This window comes from Streptomyces sp. HSG2 (assembly GCF_016598575.1).
In the GTDB taxonomy this organism is placed as follows: domain Bacteria; phylum Actinomycetota; class Actinomycetes; order Streptomycetales; family Streptomycetaceae; genus Streptomyces.
Genome location: NZ_CP066801.1, coordinates 3,964,036 through 3,978,703, shown reverse-complemented (window position 1 = coordinate 3,978,703; position 14,668 = coordinate 3,964,036). Strand labels below are relative to the sequence as shown.

Sequence of the window (14,668 nt, the reverse complement as noted above, 5' to 3'; positions counted from 1 at the left end):
CCCCTCCCCCGCCGGGGGGACGTTCCGCCGCCCAGCCCACCCCGAGGCCCGGACGGGCGGGGGTCCGCGGCCACGGGGGAAGCCGTGCCGCCGCCGCGCGACCAGGCCGGACGGGCGCTAGGAAGCCGTGACGACGGCGAAGCCCATCACCGCCACGACGAAGGCGGCCGACATGCTGGACGGCACCGCGAGCACCACCGCCGGGATGCGGGTCTCCGCCCCGGGGGCGTCCTCGCGCAGGGGCTCTTCGGGAAGGCACACGTGAGCCATGTCGTCCTCGTCTCGGATCGGCTGTGATGCTCTTCAGTCTACGAACGGGACGAATCACCGCCTATCCCCCGTTCCGCCCGACTTCGCGGGCCGGACGACGGAGGGTCCCCTCCCCCGCCGGGGGGACCTTCCGCCGCCCGGCCCACCCCGAGGCCCGGACGGCCGCCGCACTCCGGGCCGTCGCCCTCGGAACGCGCCGATCCTGGCCCCGGGGCGTCCGCTCAGGCCCGCGCCTCGGCGGGCCCGGCCTCGTCCGGCCGGGTGCCCGGTCCCGCCGCGACGGGCCCGGGGCGGCACAGGAACACGACACAGGCCAGCGCCACCAGGGCGGCCACCATCTGGACGACCGCCATCGGCAACGCGGTGTCCTCCCCGGCGAGGCCGACCAGAGGGGACGCCGCCGCTCCGATGAGGAAAGAGGAGGAACCCAGAAGCGCGGAGGCGGAGCCGGCCGAGTGTTCCACCCGCGACAACGCCAGCGCCGAGGCGTTGGGGAGGGTGATCCCCATGGCGGACATCACCACGAACAGCGCGGTGGCCACCGGCCACAGCCCCACGTCGCCGAAGACGCCCAGGGCCATCAGCAGCAGGGCCGCGGCGGCGGCTACGACGATCACCAGCCCCAGGCACAGGACCCGCTCCAGCCGCACCCGGCCGACCAGGATCCTGCCGTTGAGTTGGCCGGCGAGGACGAGGCCGACGGCGTTCAGGCCGAAGAGCAGTCCGAAGGTCTGCGGGGAGGCCCCGTGTGTCCGCTGGAAGAGGAACGGCGACCCCGCGATGTACGCGAAGAGGGCGGCGAAGGCGAACCCTCCGGCGAGGACGTATCCGGTGAAGGGGCGGTCGGCGAGCAGGGTTCCCATCGCGCGCCACGTTCGGCCCACGCCGCCGCCGTGCCGGGCCACGACGGGAAGGGTCTCCGGCAGCCTCGCCCAGACCACCACACCGAGCAGCAGCCCGACCGCCGCCAGGACGACGAAGACGCCTCGCCAGTCCGTCAGGCGGAGGATCTGCGCGCCGGCCAGGGGCGCCACGATCGGCGCGGCGCCCGAGATGAGCATCAGGGTGGAGAAGAAGCGGGCCATGTCCACGCCGTCGTACAGGTCGCGTACGACCGCGCGGGCTATCACGATACCGGCCGCGCCCGCCATGCCCTGGGCGAACCGGAAGGCCACGAGGGCGGCGGCTGTCGGGGCGAACGCGCACAGGACGGAGGCGACGACGTAGAGCGCGAGACCGCTCAGCAGGGGACGGCGGCGGCCCCAACGGTCGCTCAGTGGCCCCGCGACGAGTTGACCGAGGGCCAGACCCGCCAGGCAGGCGGTGAGCGTCGACTGGACACCCGCGGCAGGCGTCGACAGGGACCGCGCGACCTCGGGGAGGGCCGGCAGGTACAGGTCCATGGCCAGCGGCGGGGTGGCGGTGAGCCCGCCCAGGATCAGGGTGACCAGCACGGAGGTACGGCGCTCCGGGCGGGCTCGGTCGGCTGCCGGTTCCCGGTCGGCTCCGGCCTCCGGCGGTGTGTGCGACGCGGACGCCCCGCGTTCGGGCATGGGCCCTCCCTCTCAGACGAACCGGCCCATGCTCTCAGCCCGTCGGCACGGACCCCTGCCCGGCCCTCCCCGAGGGGCGGTTCCCCCCTCGCCCCGAATCCAACCGGCGAGCCCCCGGCGGCGCTCGGTCGCGCGGGGAGGGACACCCGGGCCCTTCGCGATCGCTCGACCCCGGGGGCTCGCCCCCTTGTCACCACCGTTCCCTGGCGCCTCGGCACACCCCTCGCGACCTCGTTCGCGTGCTCGGCCGAGAAGACGCCGCACGCCAACGCGGGCGCCCACGCTGACGTGCCGGCGCACGAACTGGACAGTTCCCTGCGGTTCTTCGCCCGTCACCTCCGCCGAACCTCACCCTTCCTCGGTCCCGCGCGACACCGCGAGGGACCCGGGGAGGGTGGGTCGGAGGCGCACCCGGAAGGGGCGGGGGAGGTCCCGTCCGGGTGCGGCGAGGAGGGGGCTCGTGGCGGCCGGGGAGAGCCCGGCTCACGGCGGGGGGCCGAAGGCCCGGAGCGTGGCGTCGACCAGGGAGTCGGCGAAAGCGGCGTCCAACGGGCCGCTGCGGTGCAGCCACCGCCGGAAGATCGGGGCGTAGAGCATGTCGAGGATCAGGTCGAGATCGGCGTCGGGGAGCAACCGACCCTCCGCCCGCGCGCCGCGCAACCGCTCCTTCTTCACCTCCTCCATGGGGCGGGACAGCCTCTCCCGATACTCGGCCGCCAACCCGGCGTCACTGGGCGCGACTTCGACACTGGCCCCTCTGAGAAGCCGGTCGAAGGCCGGATCGCCGAACTCCTCGACCGTGGCGCGCAGGACGCTCTCCAGGTCGACCTCGATGTCGCCGGCGTCCGGAAGCGCGGTTTCTGGTGGTCGGCAGCCGCTCGTACGACCACGTCCTGGCGGCGCACCGCGACCCCGGGGATCTCTATCGCGCGTGGGAGGGGTTGAGCCGCGTGGCTCCCGGGTGACGGCCCTGGCCGTGTCCCGCTTCAGCGGGATTCCAGGAGAGCGGCGAGGATGCCCGCCGGGTCGTGAGGCACCCGGACACCGTCGGTCACGACCTCTCGCGTGCCGCGATCGACGGGGTCCGTCCACGCCCAGGCCGGCGAAGCGACCCCCACCTCCACCCCCGGGCCCGACGGCCCCGTGTACCGGCGCTCGGCAGCGTCGGGGGTCCCGCGTGAGCAGGACCACGCCCATGTCGGAGTCCGCCCGCACCGTACCGCGCGCACAGGAACCCGCCGGCAGCAGACCCACGACGTCCGGGCGCCGTCCGGCCCATCGCGTCATGAGGTCGACGACTTCCGCCCGCTCCACCGAGCGAACGGGGGACGGCCGGACTCCACCGGAGGGACTCCCGTCACGATCCACGGCGACGCAGTCCTCATCGGCTCCCGGACGTGGCGCGCACCGTACAGCCTGGTCGCGCTCCGCGGTGGGGAGCGCCCGTGCGCGACGCCGACCGCCGAACGCCTCAGCCGGCGACGGCGCCCGCGACGACGACGCTGATCGCGATGACCGTCACCACGGCCGCCGAGGTGCCGGTGAGGACGGGATGCGCGGTGGCACGGAACATGCCTCGGGCCTCCTCGTCCAACTCGCTGTCCAGAGTGTCGGAATTCCTGAGAACGTGCTCCGGCATGGCTGCCCTCTCGTCTCTCTCGTGGTCTCGTCGTCACCCGTGTCGCCCCAGACTCCGCCGAAGCGTGCACGGGGGCCGTCCACCGACCGGACGACGCGAGAGGACGTCGTCGCCCCCTCCTCATGGGGGACATCCCCATCCACCCCCGGTAGGCTCACCCGGCGCCCTCGGACACCCAGGACGGGCGGCGGTGGGTGGGCCGTCAGCCCATCGCCTCCATCACCGCGAAGGCTCCCCCGGCGACCACGGCACCGATGCCGAGGGCGGCGAACGCCGTCCCCCACGTCGCGGTGACCGGCCCGGAATCCCCGCCGACCGTGCCGGGATCGTCCTCACGCAGTTCGGCTCGGACACCGTCCTCGACCTTCACGTCGATCTCGTCCACGACTCATTCTCCCTGCTTCTCCGTTGAGGCGGACGACGGATGTCGCCCACGCGTCGGCGACACCGCACGCCATGCGCCCCCGCGGCCGACGACCGCCCGGCGGCCCAGCCGCGGGCGGTCGCCACGAACCGGCACGGCTTCAGCCGTTGACGGCGACGGTGGCCACGAGAGCCCCCACCGTGACCAGGACACACACACCCACCGCCAGACCCGCGGGGGTGGCGGTGACGGGCTTCGAACCGGTGCCGCGTATGCCGCGGTCGTCTTCACGCAGTTCGACACGGGTGCCGTCGACACTCTTGAGGCCGATCTTGTCCATGGCCCTCACACTCATCTCTCTCGCGGACTCATCACGTACTGCTCCAAGCCTCTGCCGAGTCCCTCACCGGAGCGATCCACCGGAGGGACGCCTTGCGTGGATGGCATCGCCTCCCCTGATCGGAGGACCCGCCGCACCCCGATCGCCGCCCGCACGGCGAGACCGTCGGTCCCTCGCGTGGCTCGGGGAGCCGGATCGGCCATCGATCCGCGCCCAGGGGTTCGAGGCGGCGTCCCCGCCCGCCCGGTGGCGCTCGCGCCGACGTGCCCACACGCGATCCTCCGGACGGGGGAACCAGCCGGTAGCCGACGGCCACCGCCCGCACGCCGATCCACGCCGCGTTCACGCACCGACCCTCTCGGCGGTCACGGGCGTCGTCCGTGGCCGGCCCACCCGGACCAGCAATACCCAGTTCCCCCCTCGGGCTTCTTCCAGACCCCAACTCACGACGACGCCCCCGCCCCCGCCGATCGATCGCCCATGCCGGGCACGCCACCACGATCGCCCGGCGACCCGAAGTCAGCGAACGGCCCACGCACCCCGCTTTCGCCCAGATCCACCACGGGACAGAGGTCTTGGCGCGTCGGCCGCCTCCGCCGGTCTCCCCCGACTCAGCCCACGAAGGCTTCCACGACGACGGCTGCCGTGACCACGACGCCGATCCCCAGCGCGACACTCGGGCACGAGGCGACGAGCTTGGGGCCGTCGCGACGCGTGCCGCGGTCGTCCTCACGCAGCTCGGAGCGAGCGTCGTCGGAAACCTTCAGAACGATCCTGTCCATGATCTTCACTCTCACTTCTCTCGTGATCCGGTCGACCTACGCTTCCCAGCGTCCGCCGAGCCCCTCGCCGAGTCCGTCCACCGGACGGACGCCGCCGCGCAGGCAGCCACACCCTCCGGTTGGGGGACCCGACCCTCGACGGTCTGGTCAGGCCCCGTTGGCAACGGCGTGCACGGCGATCGCGCCCGCCGCCGCCACGGTCGCGAGGCCGACGCCACCCACGACGGCGGTCACGTGGAGCAGTGCCACAGGGGGAGGTCGCAATCGGCGCGTCCCCGGGTCGTCCTCACACAGCTCGGAGCGGACACCACCGGGAAACCCATGGCGCGTACTGTTCATCTCTTCCTCCGTCTCACGATCTCAGTCGGCGTGGCGGGGTCCACGCCCACGCTCTCGGACCGCACGCGCGGGGCGCGTTCCCGGCGAACCGGGTCAGCCCGCCACGTGCACCGCCACGCCGGCCGCGGCGAGAGTGACCGCGGCGAATATGCCGACTCCGGCCGCGAAGCCGGGAGTGGCGGAGATCGGCCCGGTCACCGCCACCGAGGAGCCGCGATCGTCCTCACGCAGCTCTGCCGAAAGGCGGGTGTCACTCCTCAGGTCCATCTCGTTCATGGCGCTCCCTCTCGTCCACTCACTCGTCGCCGCTCATCGGCCGAGTTCCTCCAGAGTCCCGCGACCGCAGCTCCCGCGGCCTCCCCCGGACGCCCCTCGGACCGACCGTGCTCATGTCCCCCCAACGGGGGACCCACCAGCGGTACGACGAGAAGCACGGCACGCCGACGCCGGACCAAGCCGAGGTCAAGGGAGAGAATCGCCGGCGCGCCCGGGCACAGGAGCGGCAACCGCTCCCCACCACACCCGCGCGCATCCGAACGACACCGAGGAACCATTGCCACCCGTGCCCAGTCGAGACGGAGAATCCACACCGGCCGCCGGAAGACCGCGGCGGACGTGATCCGCCGCGGCCCGGGATACCTACCGGTCACCCCACCGCCTGGGCGCCGACGTGGGCGCCCGCGGTCACCGCGACAAGGATCCCGACCCCGACCGCGAGACCGGCAACGGAGGAGACCGGCCCGTTGCTCGCGCGGAAGTGCCCCGACTCCTCTTCGTCCAGGGCGCCCGAGTCGTCGAGCTCGTCCAGTTCGTCCAGGACGTCGACGCGGTCCTCAAGACCAAAGTCCTCCATGACGGCTCTCCCACCTTCTGTCGGCTGTACCTGTCCGATACCAGCGTCCCGTCACCGGCACCCGGCGGGATCCACCGGCAGGCTGCCGCCGCAGACCACGCCGCGCCCCCCAGTCGGAGGAACCGGCGCACCGGGGACGCCGGGCCGGGCACGTCCCACATCCCCCCGTCGCACCGCGACACCATGCGCTCCGCGCGCGTCCGGAGGGCCGAACGGCCCTGTCGACCGGGGCCTTTGGGGCACGTGGGTCGGGTGCGACACTTCGGGCCGTCAAGCCCTCTCCCGGGACAGGAAGGCCCTCGTGCACCTCACCGTCTCCCCCCACGCCCCGCTGACCGCGCCCCCCACCTCGGCGCCCCTCGGGGACCACTCCCCCACACCGGTTCCGGCGCGCCCGGGATCGCTCCGCGCCGCCACCACCGGCAGGAGGCGACGGGCATGAGCGCCTCCGATTACCACACCCTGCTCGCTCGTCAGGAGGCCATGCGACTTCGCCAGAGTCTCCTGTCCACGTCCTCCTCCAGGACGCCGGGTGGTCGGCCCGGGCCGCGAAGCGCGGGGGCGGAGATGGTCGACCCCTACCGGGACGGCCGGCACGACAGCGTCCACGACCAGCGGGTCATCACACGAGACCTCCCTCTGGTCCTCCCCCTGGACCGACTCATCGCCCATCTCTACGACGCGATGTTCGAGCGCCACCCCTATCTGCGGGCGCTGTTCCCCGACTCCATGCTCTTCCAACGGGCCCATCTGGAAAAGGCGTTTTGCCACCTCGTCGAGAACCTGCACCGTCCGGAACTGATAGCCGAGCACGGTGCGGCACTCGGTCGAGAGCACCGACGGCTGGGCATCCGCCCGGCGCACCTGGCGGTGTTCGAGGAGGCCCTCGCGGAGGGGTTGCGCCGCAGTGCGGAAGCCGCGTGGACGCGCGAGTTGGAGGACGCCTGGTTGCGGATGCTCCGCTGCTGCGTGGCCGCGATGGTGAGCGGCGCCGAGGCGGCGACGGGCGAACCCGCCTACTGGAACGCGGAAGTGATCGACCATCGGATCACGCGCGCAGGCAACGGGGCCGCCGTAGGCGTCCTGCGGGTCCGCCCGGGGGAACCGTACACCTACCGGGCGGGTCAGTACGCCAGCCTGCAGTCGCCACTGCTGCCCCAGGCGTGGCGGCCGTACGTCGTCGCGGGCGCCCCCCGCCCCGACGGCGAACTGGAGTTCCACGTGCGGGTGACCGGCCCCGGTGGGGTCAGCGAGGCGCTGGCGGCGCGTACCGGTGTGGGGGACACGCTCCGGCTGGGTCCGGCACGTGGCGCGATGACGCTGGACGACGCCGACCTGACGGCCCGGGACGTGCTGATCGTGGCGTCGGGCACCGGCTGGGCCACCGCCAAGGCGCTGTTGCGGGATCTGGCGGATCGACGCCCCCGGGGCCGGGGCGCGCACCTGGTCCTGGCCGACGTACGGTCCCGCGCGGACCTGTACGACCCGCAGGGGCTGGAGTGGTTGGAGGCGCGGTGTCCGTGGCTGCGGGTCTCCTTGACTCCGCCGGGCACCGCGCCCCCGATCGCCGGCCCGATGGAGCGGACGGCGTTCGTCTGCGGCCCTCCTCCCATGGTCGACTCCGCGGTCCGCGCCCTGGTCGAAGGGGGGCTCCCCGCTCACCTCGTGCGGCGCGATCCCCCTTCCCCGTCCCGGACCTGACCCACCCGGAGGTGCCGGACCCGGGAGGCTCCGGGCGGCGCGGGCCCGGCACGGCCGCCCGTCGGCCCCTCACGGCGGGGCGAGCCCGGGCGTGACGCGGGTCTCGGCACGCGCGGTCGCCGGCACGGCGACCGGTCCCCTGCCACACCACCCCGAGGCTCACACCGCCGCGACGGCATCTCGACCCGAAGTCCACCGCTCACGCGCACGGCCCGTGTCCACGTGTCCGTCCCCGTGTGCCCGACGTCGTGGCTGGTCGTCCCGGTGTTCGGGGGTCGCGGGTCCCGTCCGGCGGGGCCGTTGGACCCTGTTCGACCCCCTCCCCCCGCCGCTGATCATGTGGCGGCAGCAATCGATCTCTGGAGGTTTCCGTCCGGTGGGCACGGCAGAAGAGACAGGCACCCGACATGGGGTCGCCACCGGAACACGAGCACCGGCGACGACCGGCGCGTATCGCGGGCGACCGAACTGGGTGGAGTGGCTGACCACGACCGACCACAAGAAGATCGGCACGATGTACCTCGTGGCGTCGCTGGTCTTCTTCGCGATCGGGGGCGTGCTCGCCTTGGTGATGCGGGCGGAACTGGCCCGGCCGGGAACGCAGATCGTCTCGAACGAACAGTTCAACCAGGCGTTCACCATGCACGGCTCGATCATGCTGCTGCTGTTCGCGATGCCGCTCTTCACCGGCTTCGCCAACTGGATCATGCCGCTCCAGATCGGCACCCCCGACGTGGCGTTCCCTCGCCTGAACATGCTGGCCTTCTGGCTCTTCCTGTTCGGCTCGCTGATCGCGGCCGGCGGGTTCCTGACCCCGGGTGGCGCGGCCTCCTTCGGCTGGTTCCTGTACGTGCCGTTGTCGGACGAGGTGCACTCCCCGGGTCTCGGCGCGGACCTGTGGATCATGGGTGTCGCACTGTCCGGCTTCGGTTCGATCCTCGGCGCGGTCAACTTCATCACCACGATCATCTGCATGCGCGCGCCCGGCATGACGATGTTCCGGATGCCGATCTTCACCTGGAACGTGCTGCTCACCGGTGTGCTGATCCTGATGGTGTTCCCGGTGCTGGCGGCGGCGCTCTTCGCCCTGGAGATGGACCGCAGGTTCGGCTCGCACGTCTTCGACGCGGCCAACGGCGGCGCACTGCTCTGGCAGCACCTGTTCTGGTTCTTCGGGCATCCCGAGGTGTACGTCCTGGCGTTGCCCTTCTTCGGGATAGTCTCCGAGGTCATCCCGGTCTTCTCCCGGAAGCCGATGTTCGGCTACATGGGGCTGATCGGGGCGACCATCGCCATCGCCGGCCTCTCGGTGACCGTCTGGGCGCACCACATGTACGTCACGGGCGGGGTGTTGCTCCCCTTCTTCTCGTTCATGACCTTCCTCATCGCGGTGCCGACGGGCGTGAAGTTCTTCAACTGGATCGGCACCATGTGGAAGGGCTCACTGTCCTTCGAGACGCCGATGCTGTGGGCGACCGGCTTCCTCGTCACCTTCCTCTTCGGCGGCCTGACCGGCGTGATCCTGGCCTCCCCGCCCCTGGACTTCCACACCTCCGACTCGTACTTCGTCGTGGCCCACTTCCACTACACGCTCTTCGGGACGGTGGTGTACGCGATGTTCGCCGGCTTCCACTTCTGGTGGCCGAAGTTCACCGGCAAGCTCCTCGACGAGCGACTCGGCAAGATCACCTTCTGGACGCTGACCATCGGCTTCCACATGACCTTCCTGGTCCAGCACTGGCTCGGCGTGGAAGGCATGCCCCGTCGGTACGCGGACTACCTCGCCGCGGACGGCTTCACCGCGCTGAACACCCTGTCCTCCATCGGGTCGTTCCTCCTGGGCCTGTCCTTCCTGCCGTTCTTCTACAACGTCTGGAAGACGGCCCGGTACGGCAAGCCGGTCGACACCGACGATCCGTGGGGCTACGGCCGCTCGCTGGAGTGGGCGACCTCCTGCCCGCCGCCTCGGCACAACTTCGAACGGCTGCCGAGGATCCGCTCCGAGGCCCCGGCGTTCGACCTGCACCACCCCGAGATCACCGCGCTGGAGCGGGCTCAGCAGACCGCCGGCCACTGAGAGGAGCGACGCCGTGTTCCCGATCGTCCTCACCCTGGCGGTGCTGTTCGCCTCGGGCTGCGTCTGGTACGTGCCCGCTCTCGCCGACGTCCGAGCGGGCGCCGACCGGCCACCGGCCCGCCGCGTGGCGGCCCTGGCCTGCCTGACCGGCTGGGGCACGGCCCCGGCCCTCGCCGTACTCCTCCTCGCCGGGGCGGTCGGGCCGGCCCTCGTGGCGGTCCCCGCCCTCTCCGGTCTCGCCTGTGCCGGCCTGCTGCTGCGGGCGGCGTTCCTCCGCCGCCGGGCGGCGAGGGAGGAGGCGCACTACTGGGCGGCGCTCCTCGGCACACCGGCCCGGCGCCCCGCCCCCGCGCGGGGCGCCGGGGCGTTGGCCCGGTGGACCGCCACGGGACTCATCGCCGCCACGGCCTGCACCGCCCTGTTGACCACCTCGGCGCTGGCCCGCTGAGGGGCGACGCGGGCCGCTCTCCACCGGCGGCCCGCGTCGAGCACCCGTCACCGGAGCGAGCCGCCCCCGTCAGTCCACCGCGAAGCGCACGAACGAGGCCCAGGCCGCCGAGTCCACGGTCAGCGCGGGACGTTCCGTGTCCTTCGAGTCCCGGACGTGCGCGGCGCCCCTCCCGGCCGCCGCCTCCACGCACTGGCCGCCGTCGCCGGCGCTGTCCGTGTCCGTCAACCAGGCCGGCCCAGTGGCCTCCGCCCCATGCCTGTACCCGCTCATACCTCTCCCGACAACGTGCCGATCAACGCCTGCGATTCCGTCGGGGGGTGCGCCTGCGCGATCGTGGAGGCCGAGTACCCGGCCGGCGAACCGAACCCCGCCCGATCCCGGCCGCCCCGATCCCGGCCCGGCCGATTCCGAGACAACGTCAACTGGCCGCCCAACTGGGCCAGAACGCCCGCCCCCGTCTCGTCCTCGTCGCTGAACATCGTCGTCCATCCCGCGGCTCCTCCCGCGGCGCCACACACCGACTCCGGGGCGACGCGACGCCCCGGGACCCGGTCACGCGCCACGCCCGTACAAGCCCCCACGTCCGCGCACAACCCGGATCTGTCGGGCGGGCCGCCTCCGAGCCACGCGACACCCACGATCGCTCGACCCGCGAACTCCGGCGAGGGTCGCGTCCGGAACCGGAACGGCACCACCCTCGCAACCCGCGCCGCACCGCGCTCCCGCAGGAACCGCGGACCGCGTACAGGGGGTGCGGGCGAGACGCGGGAGGCGCCAAGTAGGCCGGTACGATCAGAGGTTGTCCATAGTGTGAATTTTCGATCCAAAGACGATCTCTTCCGTTCTGGATGAACCCGACCCCTATCGTCGAGCACGCTCCCCCTCTACGCTGTGCATCTACTCGGACCCGCCCAATGGGTGAAATGTCACACCTTCAGGGGATGGTTTGCGCACTGATCACCTGCCACAACAAGCGTCGGTCCCCCCAGGCGGACACAAGGGAGCGCCCTCCGCCGACCCCGCGCCCCGGACCCCACCGTCCGCGAGCGAGGCGACACGCTTCCTGTGCGCGGGGAACTACCTCGACACCTCCTTCCGCGACCGCGTCCTGGACGAGCTGGACCTCAACGCGCAGCGGGTGGTCGCCCCTTCCCTCGGTATCGACGCCGCGCGCGTACACGCCCACGCGCTGAGGGCGCGACGGGCGGAGACATCCTGGTCGAGGCGGATCCTGGGGCTCTGGTTCCTCGCTTCCCTGTTCGCCTCTCCCGGGACGACGGTGCTTCTCTTCGCCGGCTTCCCCCTCTGGCTCGCGAAGCTCGTTCGCGGCTCCGCCCGGGACCCCGCGGGCTGGAGGGGCGCCGTTTCCGCGGTGCTGCGCTGGTCCGGGCGCCTGTTGCTCGGCCTCACGATGGTGGGCATCGCCCTCGGCGTCACCGGCGTCCTGCGTCCGGAGTCGGACTCTTCCTCCGCTCCGGCGTCGCCCTCCCCCTCCACCGGTTTCCGTGTCGAGTCCGACTCCCCCGCGCTCGATCCGGACTTGCTCTCCGACCTGGCGCTCGTCGGCGAGCTGCAGAGCTGGGTGCTGCTCGCGCTCTTCGCCGGCGTCGCGGCGCTCCTGGCGTGGCAGCGAAGCCAGTTCGCCCGAGTCATGGCCGCCGAGTTGTCGCCCGACCACTTCGCCCAGCTTCAGACGGATCCCGCCGAGCTGTCCGGCGGGAAGAAGGCCGGAGAGCGCCGGACGCTCATCCGCGCCGAACAGCACTCCCCGCTCATCATGTACAACGAGTCGAACCCGTTCTGTGGGGCCGGTCGGGCACTCGACACCTGGGTGTTGGCCGTCGAGTTGCGCCCCGATCCCTCCAAGCCGCGACAACCGATCAGCAATCGCGCGGTTCTGGAGAGGGTCAGGCCGATGCTGGAGGCGCTGCGTCTGCCTGCCGAGGCGGCGAGCCATCCGGTGCGAGACCGCCTGCGCACCCTGGAGATCGACGAGTGCGTCTTCCTGCCGGCCGAGGGTCTCGAAGACCGTCGGGACGCGCCCTACGGGCCCGAGGACTTCGAGGAGCACAGGGCCCAGGCCGTCGAGGAGGGCGCCGAGAGGCGGCGCCACTTCCTGCGCGTCCGCGTGGGTGGATGGGAGGAGGAGCTGGTCGTCACCGTGTTCGTCCGTATCCACACCCAGGGGCGCATGCTCATGCTGGAGATCGCCCCCCACGTACTGGCGCCGGTGCGGGCGGACTTCAGGGAGGCGGACCGTCTGGCCCATCGCTTCCGCAACAACGGCAGGGTGGGCAGGGCGGCGTGGGCACTGGGTCGAGTCCCCTGCTCGCCCTTCGACTCGGTCGCCGTACTGTGGCGTGCGTTCCTCGACATCTGGCGGAAGTGGACCGGCGGCTACGAGGTGGCGCTGGCCGAGGGGCCCGCCGTCTCCGTTCGTGAGCTCGCCGGCGCGGACACCTTGTCCCTGTTCCAGGACATGGACTCCTCCCGGTACCTCAAGGGCGTTCAGGATCGTATCGCCAACGGCGTTCGGCTCGCCCTCTCCGATGCCGGCTACCAGACGGGCGAGTTCGTCCAGAAGATCGTGAACATCAGCCAGGGAGCCGTGCACATCGGCAATGTGGACGGCGGCAGTTCCGTCGCCGTCGGGGGCGGCGCCTCGGCGTCGACCATCGGCGGTGGTGACCGACAGCAGAAGGGGACAGACACCCATGACCACACCTGAGCGTCCCGTGTCGATCGGCAATGTCACACAGAGCGCGGTGGCCGTCGGCCAAGGCGCTCACGCCGAGAGCCACCAGGCCCCGCAGGCCGCACCCGACCCACTGATGGCGGAGCTGCTCTCGTCCGTGCGGGCCCTGCGCGCCGACCTGGCACGCCTGAGCGGCGATGGCCATCAGGCGTTGGAGGCGGAGTTGTCCGAGACGGAGAGGGAACTCACCCGCACCGGACACGTGGACCCGTCCCGTCTCAGGACACTGCGGCAGTCGCTCACCGGATCACAGAGGCTGGTGGAGCTGTTCACGTCGGCAGGGGCCCTGTCCAGTGCGCTGACGGCCGTCATCGGAGGGTGAGGGGGCGAAGATGCGATCGACCGACGTGTGCTCATCGCGGCCACAGCACCGCGGGAACCGGGACTCTCCTCTGGTGACGGGGTCGAACCTCGACGTCCCGCCGGCCTCCGAGTGTGCCACGCCGGGGCGGGACGACACCCCGTCCCGACACCGGGCGAGCACGGGCACGGTCCGGAGACGGGCGGTCCGACGGGGAGTCGGCAGCGTCTCTCAGGCGTCTCCTGTCCACGGGGAGGGCCCCGGGTGAGCGCGAACCGCACGCGGTGGAACGCGGACTCCCAGCGCTGGGAGTCCCGTCCCAGGACACACCCCGCCGAGACGGCCGAAGAGTCCTCCCCCAGCCACCTCGGGGACCGCCTCGGCAAGGCGAGGCAAGGGGGGAGCGCCCTGCTCCGGACCCTTCGCGGCTCCTTGTCAGGCGAGAGCCCGCGAGGGCGGAGGCCGTGGGTTCCGGTGGCCGGCCTCGTGGTGGGTGGCGTGGTTCTGGGGCTGGTGGTGACCAGTCTTCTCGGCTCCGAGGAGGAGAGCGCGCGCCCTCCGATCCCGTACGGCGGCGAGGAGCCGTCGGCCGACCCGTCCCAGCCGACACCGGGTGGCACCACACGCCAACCCGGTGCTCCGGTCGGCACACCCTCGGCCCAGCCCACGGAGACCCCGGTCCCGACCCTCCCCTACGACTATCGGGAGGTGGTGGACGAGGCCGGCTTCCGCATCGCCGTTCCTCGGGACTGGTCCCGCAGCGCCGAGGAGTCGCAGTTCGGTATTCCCTTGGTCACCTACGAAGAGACCGGGGGCGAACGTCGACTCCAGATCTTCACGGTCGCGGAGCCCACCCCGAAGGACTCCTTCGACCTGCTGTTGTCCGACGAGGATACGCAACCGGCGGGCTTCGAACAGATCGGCGGTGCGGTGTTCGCGGGCGAATCCGGGGCCGACGACCTGCGACTGGACTACCGAACCGACTCCGCTTCGCGGGAGGGGGGCCTCCTGAACGGACTGCGTGTCCTCGACCAGCGTTTCACGGCAGAGGACGGAGAGGTCTACGCGATCGTCTCCTACGGACCGGAGAGCGAGGGGGACCAAGGGACCCGGAAACGGCTGGACATCGCCCGCGCGTGGTTCTGCCCACCCGACCACACCTGCTCGATCACCGCCCCGCGGTTCTGAGAGTGCGGTATGTGGCGTTCTGTCGGTCTTGTCATCGCTCGATGGTGTGACGTTG

General features: G+C 72.0%; 18 protein-coding genes. 6 read left to right on the top strand and 12 right to left on the bottom strand.

The genetic code is table 11. The features are described 5' to 3' along the window. Positions 1–117 precede the first annotated feature (117 nt). The 10 genes from JEK78_RS17180 to JEK78_RS17135 all read right to left on the bottom strand — a co-directional run bounded on the left by JEK78_RS17180 (position 118) and on the right by JEK78_RS17135 (position 6,140). The gene (locus tag JEK78_RS17180; RefSeq protein ID WP_200260410.1) at positions 118–270 is read right to left on the bottom strand and encodes a hypothetical protein; all 153 of its coding nucleotides are present in this window, start codon (positions 268–270) and stop codon (positions 118–120) included. A gap of 221 nt (positions 271–491) precedes the next feature. Continuing rightward, entirely contained in the window at positions 492–1,823 is a 1,332-nt protein-coding gene (locus tag JEK78_RS17175) for a multidrug effflux MFS transporter (RefSeq protein WP_200260407.1), read from the bottom strand. Between the two features lie 483 nt (positions 1,824–2,306). After that, the gene (locus JEK78_RS17170) at positions 2,307–3,020 is read right to left on the bottom strand and encodes a TetR-like C-terminal domain-containing protein (protein WP_242483121.1); all 714 of its coding nucleotides are present in this window, start codon (positions 3,018–3,020) and stop codon (positions 2,307–2,309) included. 274 nt (positions 3,021–3,294) lie between these two features. After that, positions 3,295–3,462, bottom strand: coding sequence for a hypothetical protein (locus JEK78_RS17165; protein WP_200260401.1), 168 nt, complete (start codon positions 3,460–3,462; stop codon positions 3,295–3,297). 202 nt (positions 3,463–3,664) lie between these two features. Continuing rightward, on the bottom strand, positions 3,665–3,847 hold the full coding sequence (locus JEK78_RS17160; RefSeq protein ID WP_200260398.1) for a hypothetical protein: 183 nt from the start codon (positions 3,845–3,847) through the stop codon (positions 3,665–3,667). 139 nt (positions 3,848–3,986) lie between these two features. After that, positions 3,987–4,166 (bottom strand): hypothetical protein, encoded by a 180-nt coding sequence (locus JEK78_RS17155; protein ID WP_200260395.1) that lies wholly within the window; start codon positions 4,164–4,166, stop codon positions 3,987–3,989. A 611-nt stretch (positions 4,167–4,777) separates the two neighbouring features. After that, positions 4,778–4,948 (bottom strand): hypothetical protein, encoded by a 171-nt coding sequence (locus tag JEK78_RS17150; RefSeq protein ID WP_200260393.1) that lies wholly within the window; start codon positions 4,946–4,948, stop codon positions 4,778–4,780. Positions 4,949–5,095: 147 nt separating this feature from the next. After that, entirely contained in the window at positions 5,096–5,287 is a 192-nt protein-coding gene (locus tag JEK78_RS17145) for a hypothetical protein (protein WP_200260390.1), read from the bottom strand. A 93-nt stretch (positions 5,288–5,380) separates the two neighbouring features. Next, complete coding sequence (locus JEK78_RS17140) at positions 5,381–5,563, bottom strand: hypothetical protein (RefSeq protein WP_200260387.1); 183 nt, start codon at positions 5,561–5,563, stop codon at positions 5,381–5,383. Positions 5,564–5,933: 370 nt separating this feature from the next. Further along, entirely contained in the window at positions 5,934–6,140 is a 207-nt protein-coding gene (locus JEK78_RS17135; RefSeq protein ID WP_200260384.1) for a hypothetical protein, read from the bottom strand. 438 nt (positions 6,141–6,578) lie between these two features. Here JEK78_RS17135 and JEK78_RS23695 point away from each other — a divergent pair, with 438 nt between their 5' ends. From JEK78_RS23695 to JEK78_RS23480, 3 genes are all read left to right on the top strand, one after another. Next, positions 6,579–7,841 carry a globin domain-containing protein gene (locus JEK78_RS23695; protein WP_200260381.1) on the top strand — a complete coding sequence of 421 codons (1,263 nt, stop codon included), beginning with the start codon at positions 6,579–6,581 and terminating at the stop codon, positions 7,839–7,841. Between the two features lie 376 nt (positions 7,842–8,217). Then, positions 8,218–9,918 (top strand): cytochrome c oxidase subunit I, encoded by a 1,701-nt coding sequence (ctaD, locus tag JEK78_RS17125; RefSeq protein ID WP_242483120.1) that lies wholly within the window; start codon positions 8,218–8,220, stop codon positions 9,916–9,918. A 13-nt stretch (positions 9,919–9,931) separates the two neighbouring features. Beyond that, positions 9,932–10,366 (top strand): hypothetical protein, encoded by a 435-nt coding sequence (locus JEK78_RS23480; protein WP_242483119.1) that lies wholly within the window; start codon positions 9,932–9,934, stop codon positions 10,364–10,366. Positions 10,367–10,435: 69 nt separating this feature from the next. Here the strand turns inward: JEK78_RS23480 and JEK78_RS17115 are convergent, their stop codons facing one another. Together JEK78_RS17115 and JEK78_RS17110 are read right to left on the bottom strand one after the other, a co-directional pair. Beyond that, positions 10,436–10,639 carry a DUF397 domain-containing protein gene (locus JEK78_RS17115; RefSeq protein WP_200260378.1) on the bottom strand — a complete coding sequence of 68 codons (204 nt, stop codon included), beginning with the start codon at positions 10,637–10,639 and terminating at the stop codon, positions 10,436–10,438. After that, positions 10,636–10,848, bottom strand: coding sequence for a hypothetical protein (locus JEK78_RS17110; RefSeq protein ID WP_200260375.1), 213 nt, complete (start codon positions 10,846–10,848; stop codon positions 10,636–10,638). Before JEK78_RS17110 ends, JEK78_RS17115 begins: the two co-directional genes overlap by 4 nt. 467 nt (positions 10,849–11,315) lie before the next feature. Here JEK78_RS17110 and JEK78_RS17105 point away from each other — a divergent pair, with 467 nt between their 5' ends. From JEK78_RS17105 to JEK78_RS17095, 3 genes are all read left to right on the top strand, one after another. Beyond that, positions 11,316–13,097 carry a hypothetical protein gene (locus JEK78_RS17105; protein WP_242483118.1) on the top strand — a complete coding sequence of 594 codons (1,782 nt, stop codon included), beginning with the start codon at positions 11,316–11,318 and terminating at the stop codon, positions 13,095–13,097. Beyond that, a complete protein-coding gene (locus JEK78_RS17100) occupies positions 13,084–13,446 on the top strand; it encodes a hypothetical protein (protein ID WP_200260372.1) in 363 nt (120 codons plus the stop codon). Before JEK78_RS17105 ends, JEK78_RS17100 begins: the two co-directional genes overlap by 14 nt. A 243-nt stretch (positions 13,447–13,689) precedes the next feature. Continuing rightward, on the top strand, positions 13,690–14,613 hold the full coding sequence (locus JEK78_RS17095) for a hypothetical protein (protein WP_200260369.1): 924 nt from the start codon (positions 13,690–13,692) through the stop codon (positions 14,611–14,613). Positions 14,614–14,668 lie beyond the last annotated feature (55 nt).

Excerpts from the sequence above, each read along its gene's own strand:
- JEK78_RS17180 (WP_200260410.1), bottom strand. The coding sequence starts at position 270 with ATGGCTCACGTGTGCCTTCCCGAAGAGCCCCTGCGCGAGGACGCCCCC.
- JEK78_RS17175 (WP_200260407.1), bottom strand. The coding sequence starts at position 1,823 with ATGCCCGAACGCGGGGCGTCCGCGTCGCACACACCGCCGGAGGCCGGA.
- JEK78_RS17170 (WP_242483121.1), bottom strand. The coding sequence starts at position 3,020 with ATGGGCGTGGTCCTGCTCACGCGGGACCCCCGACGCTGCCGAGCGCCG.
- JEK78_RS17165 (WP_200260401.1), bottom strand. The coding sequence starts at position 3,462 with ATGCCGGAGCACGTTCTCAGGAATTCCGACACTCTGGACAGCGAGTTG.
- JEK78_RS17155 (WP_200260395.1), bottom strand. The coding sequence starts at position 4,166 with ATGGACAAGATCGGCCTCAAGAGTGTCGACGGCACCCGTGTCGAACTG.
- JEK78_RS17150 (WP_200260393.1), bottom strand. The coding sequence starts at position 4,948 with ATGGACAGGATCGTTCTGAAGGTTTCCGACGACGCTCGCTCCGAGCTG.
- JEK78_RS17145 (WP_200260390.1), bottom strand. The coding sequence starts at position 5,287 with ATGAACAGTACGCGCCATGGGTTTCCCGGTGGTGTCCGCTCCGAGCTG.
- JEK78_RS17140 (WP_200260387.1), bottom strand. The coding sequence starts at position 5,563 with ATGAACGAGATGGACCTGAGGAGTGACACCCGCCTTTCGGCAGAGCTG.
- JEK78_RS17135 (WP_200260384.1), bottom strand. The coding sequence starts at position 6,140 with ATGGAGGACTTTGGTCTTGAGGACCGCGTCGACGTCCTGGACGAACTG.
- JEK78_RS23695 (WP_200260381.1), top strand. The coding sequence starts at position 6,579 with ATGAGCGCCTCCGATTACCACACCCTGCTCGCTCGTCAGGAGGCCATG.
- JEK78_RS17115 (WP_200260378.1), bottom strand. The coding sequence starts at position 10,639 with ATGAGCGGGTACAGGCATGGGGCGGAGGCCACTGGGCCGGCCTGGTTG.
- JEK78_RS17110 (WP_200260375.1), bottom strand. The coding sequence starts at position 10,848 with ATGTTCAGCGACGAGGACGAGACGGGGGCGGGCGTTCTGGCCCAGTTG.
- JEK78_RS17100 (WP_200260372.1), top strand. The coding sequence starts at position 13,084 with ATGACCACACCTGAGCGTCCCGTGTCGATCGGCAATGTCACACAGAGC.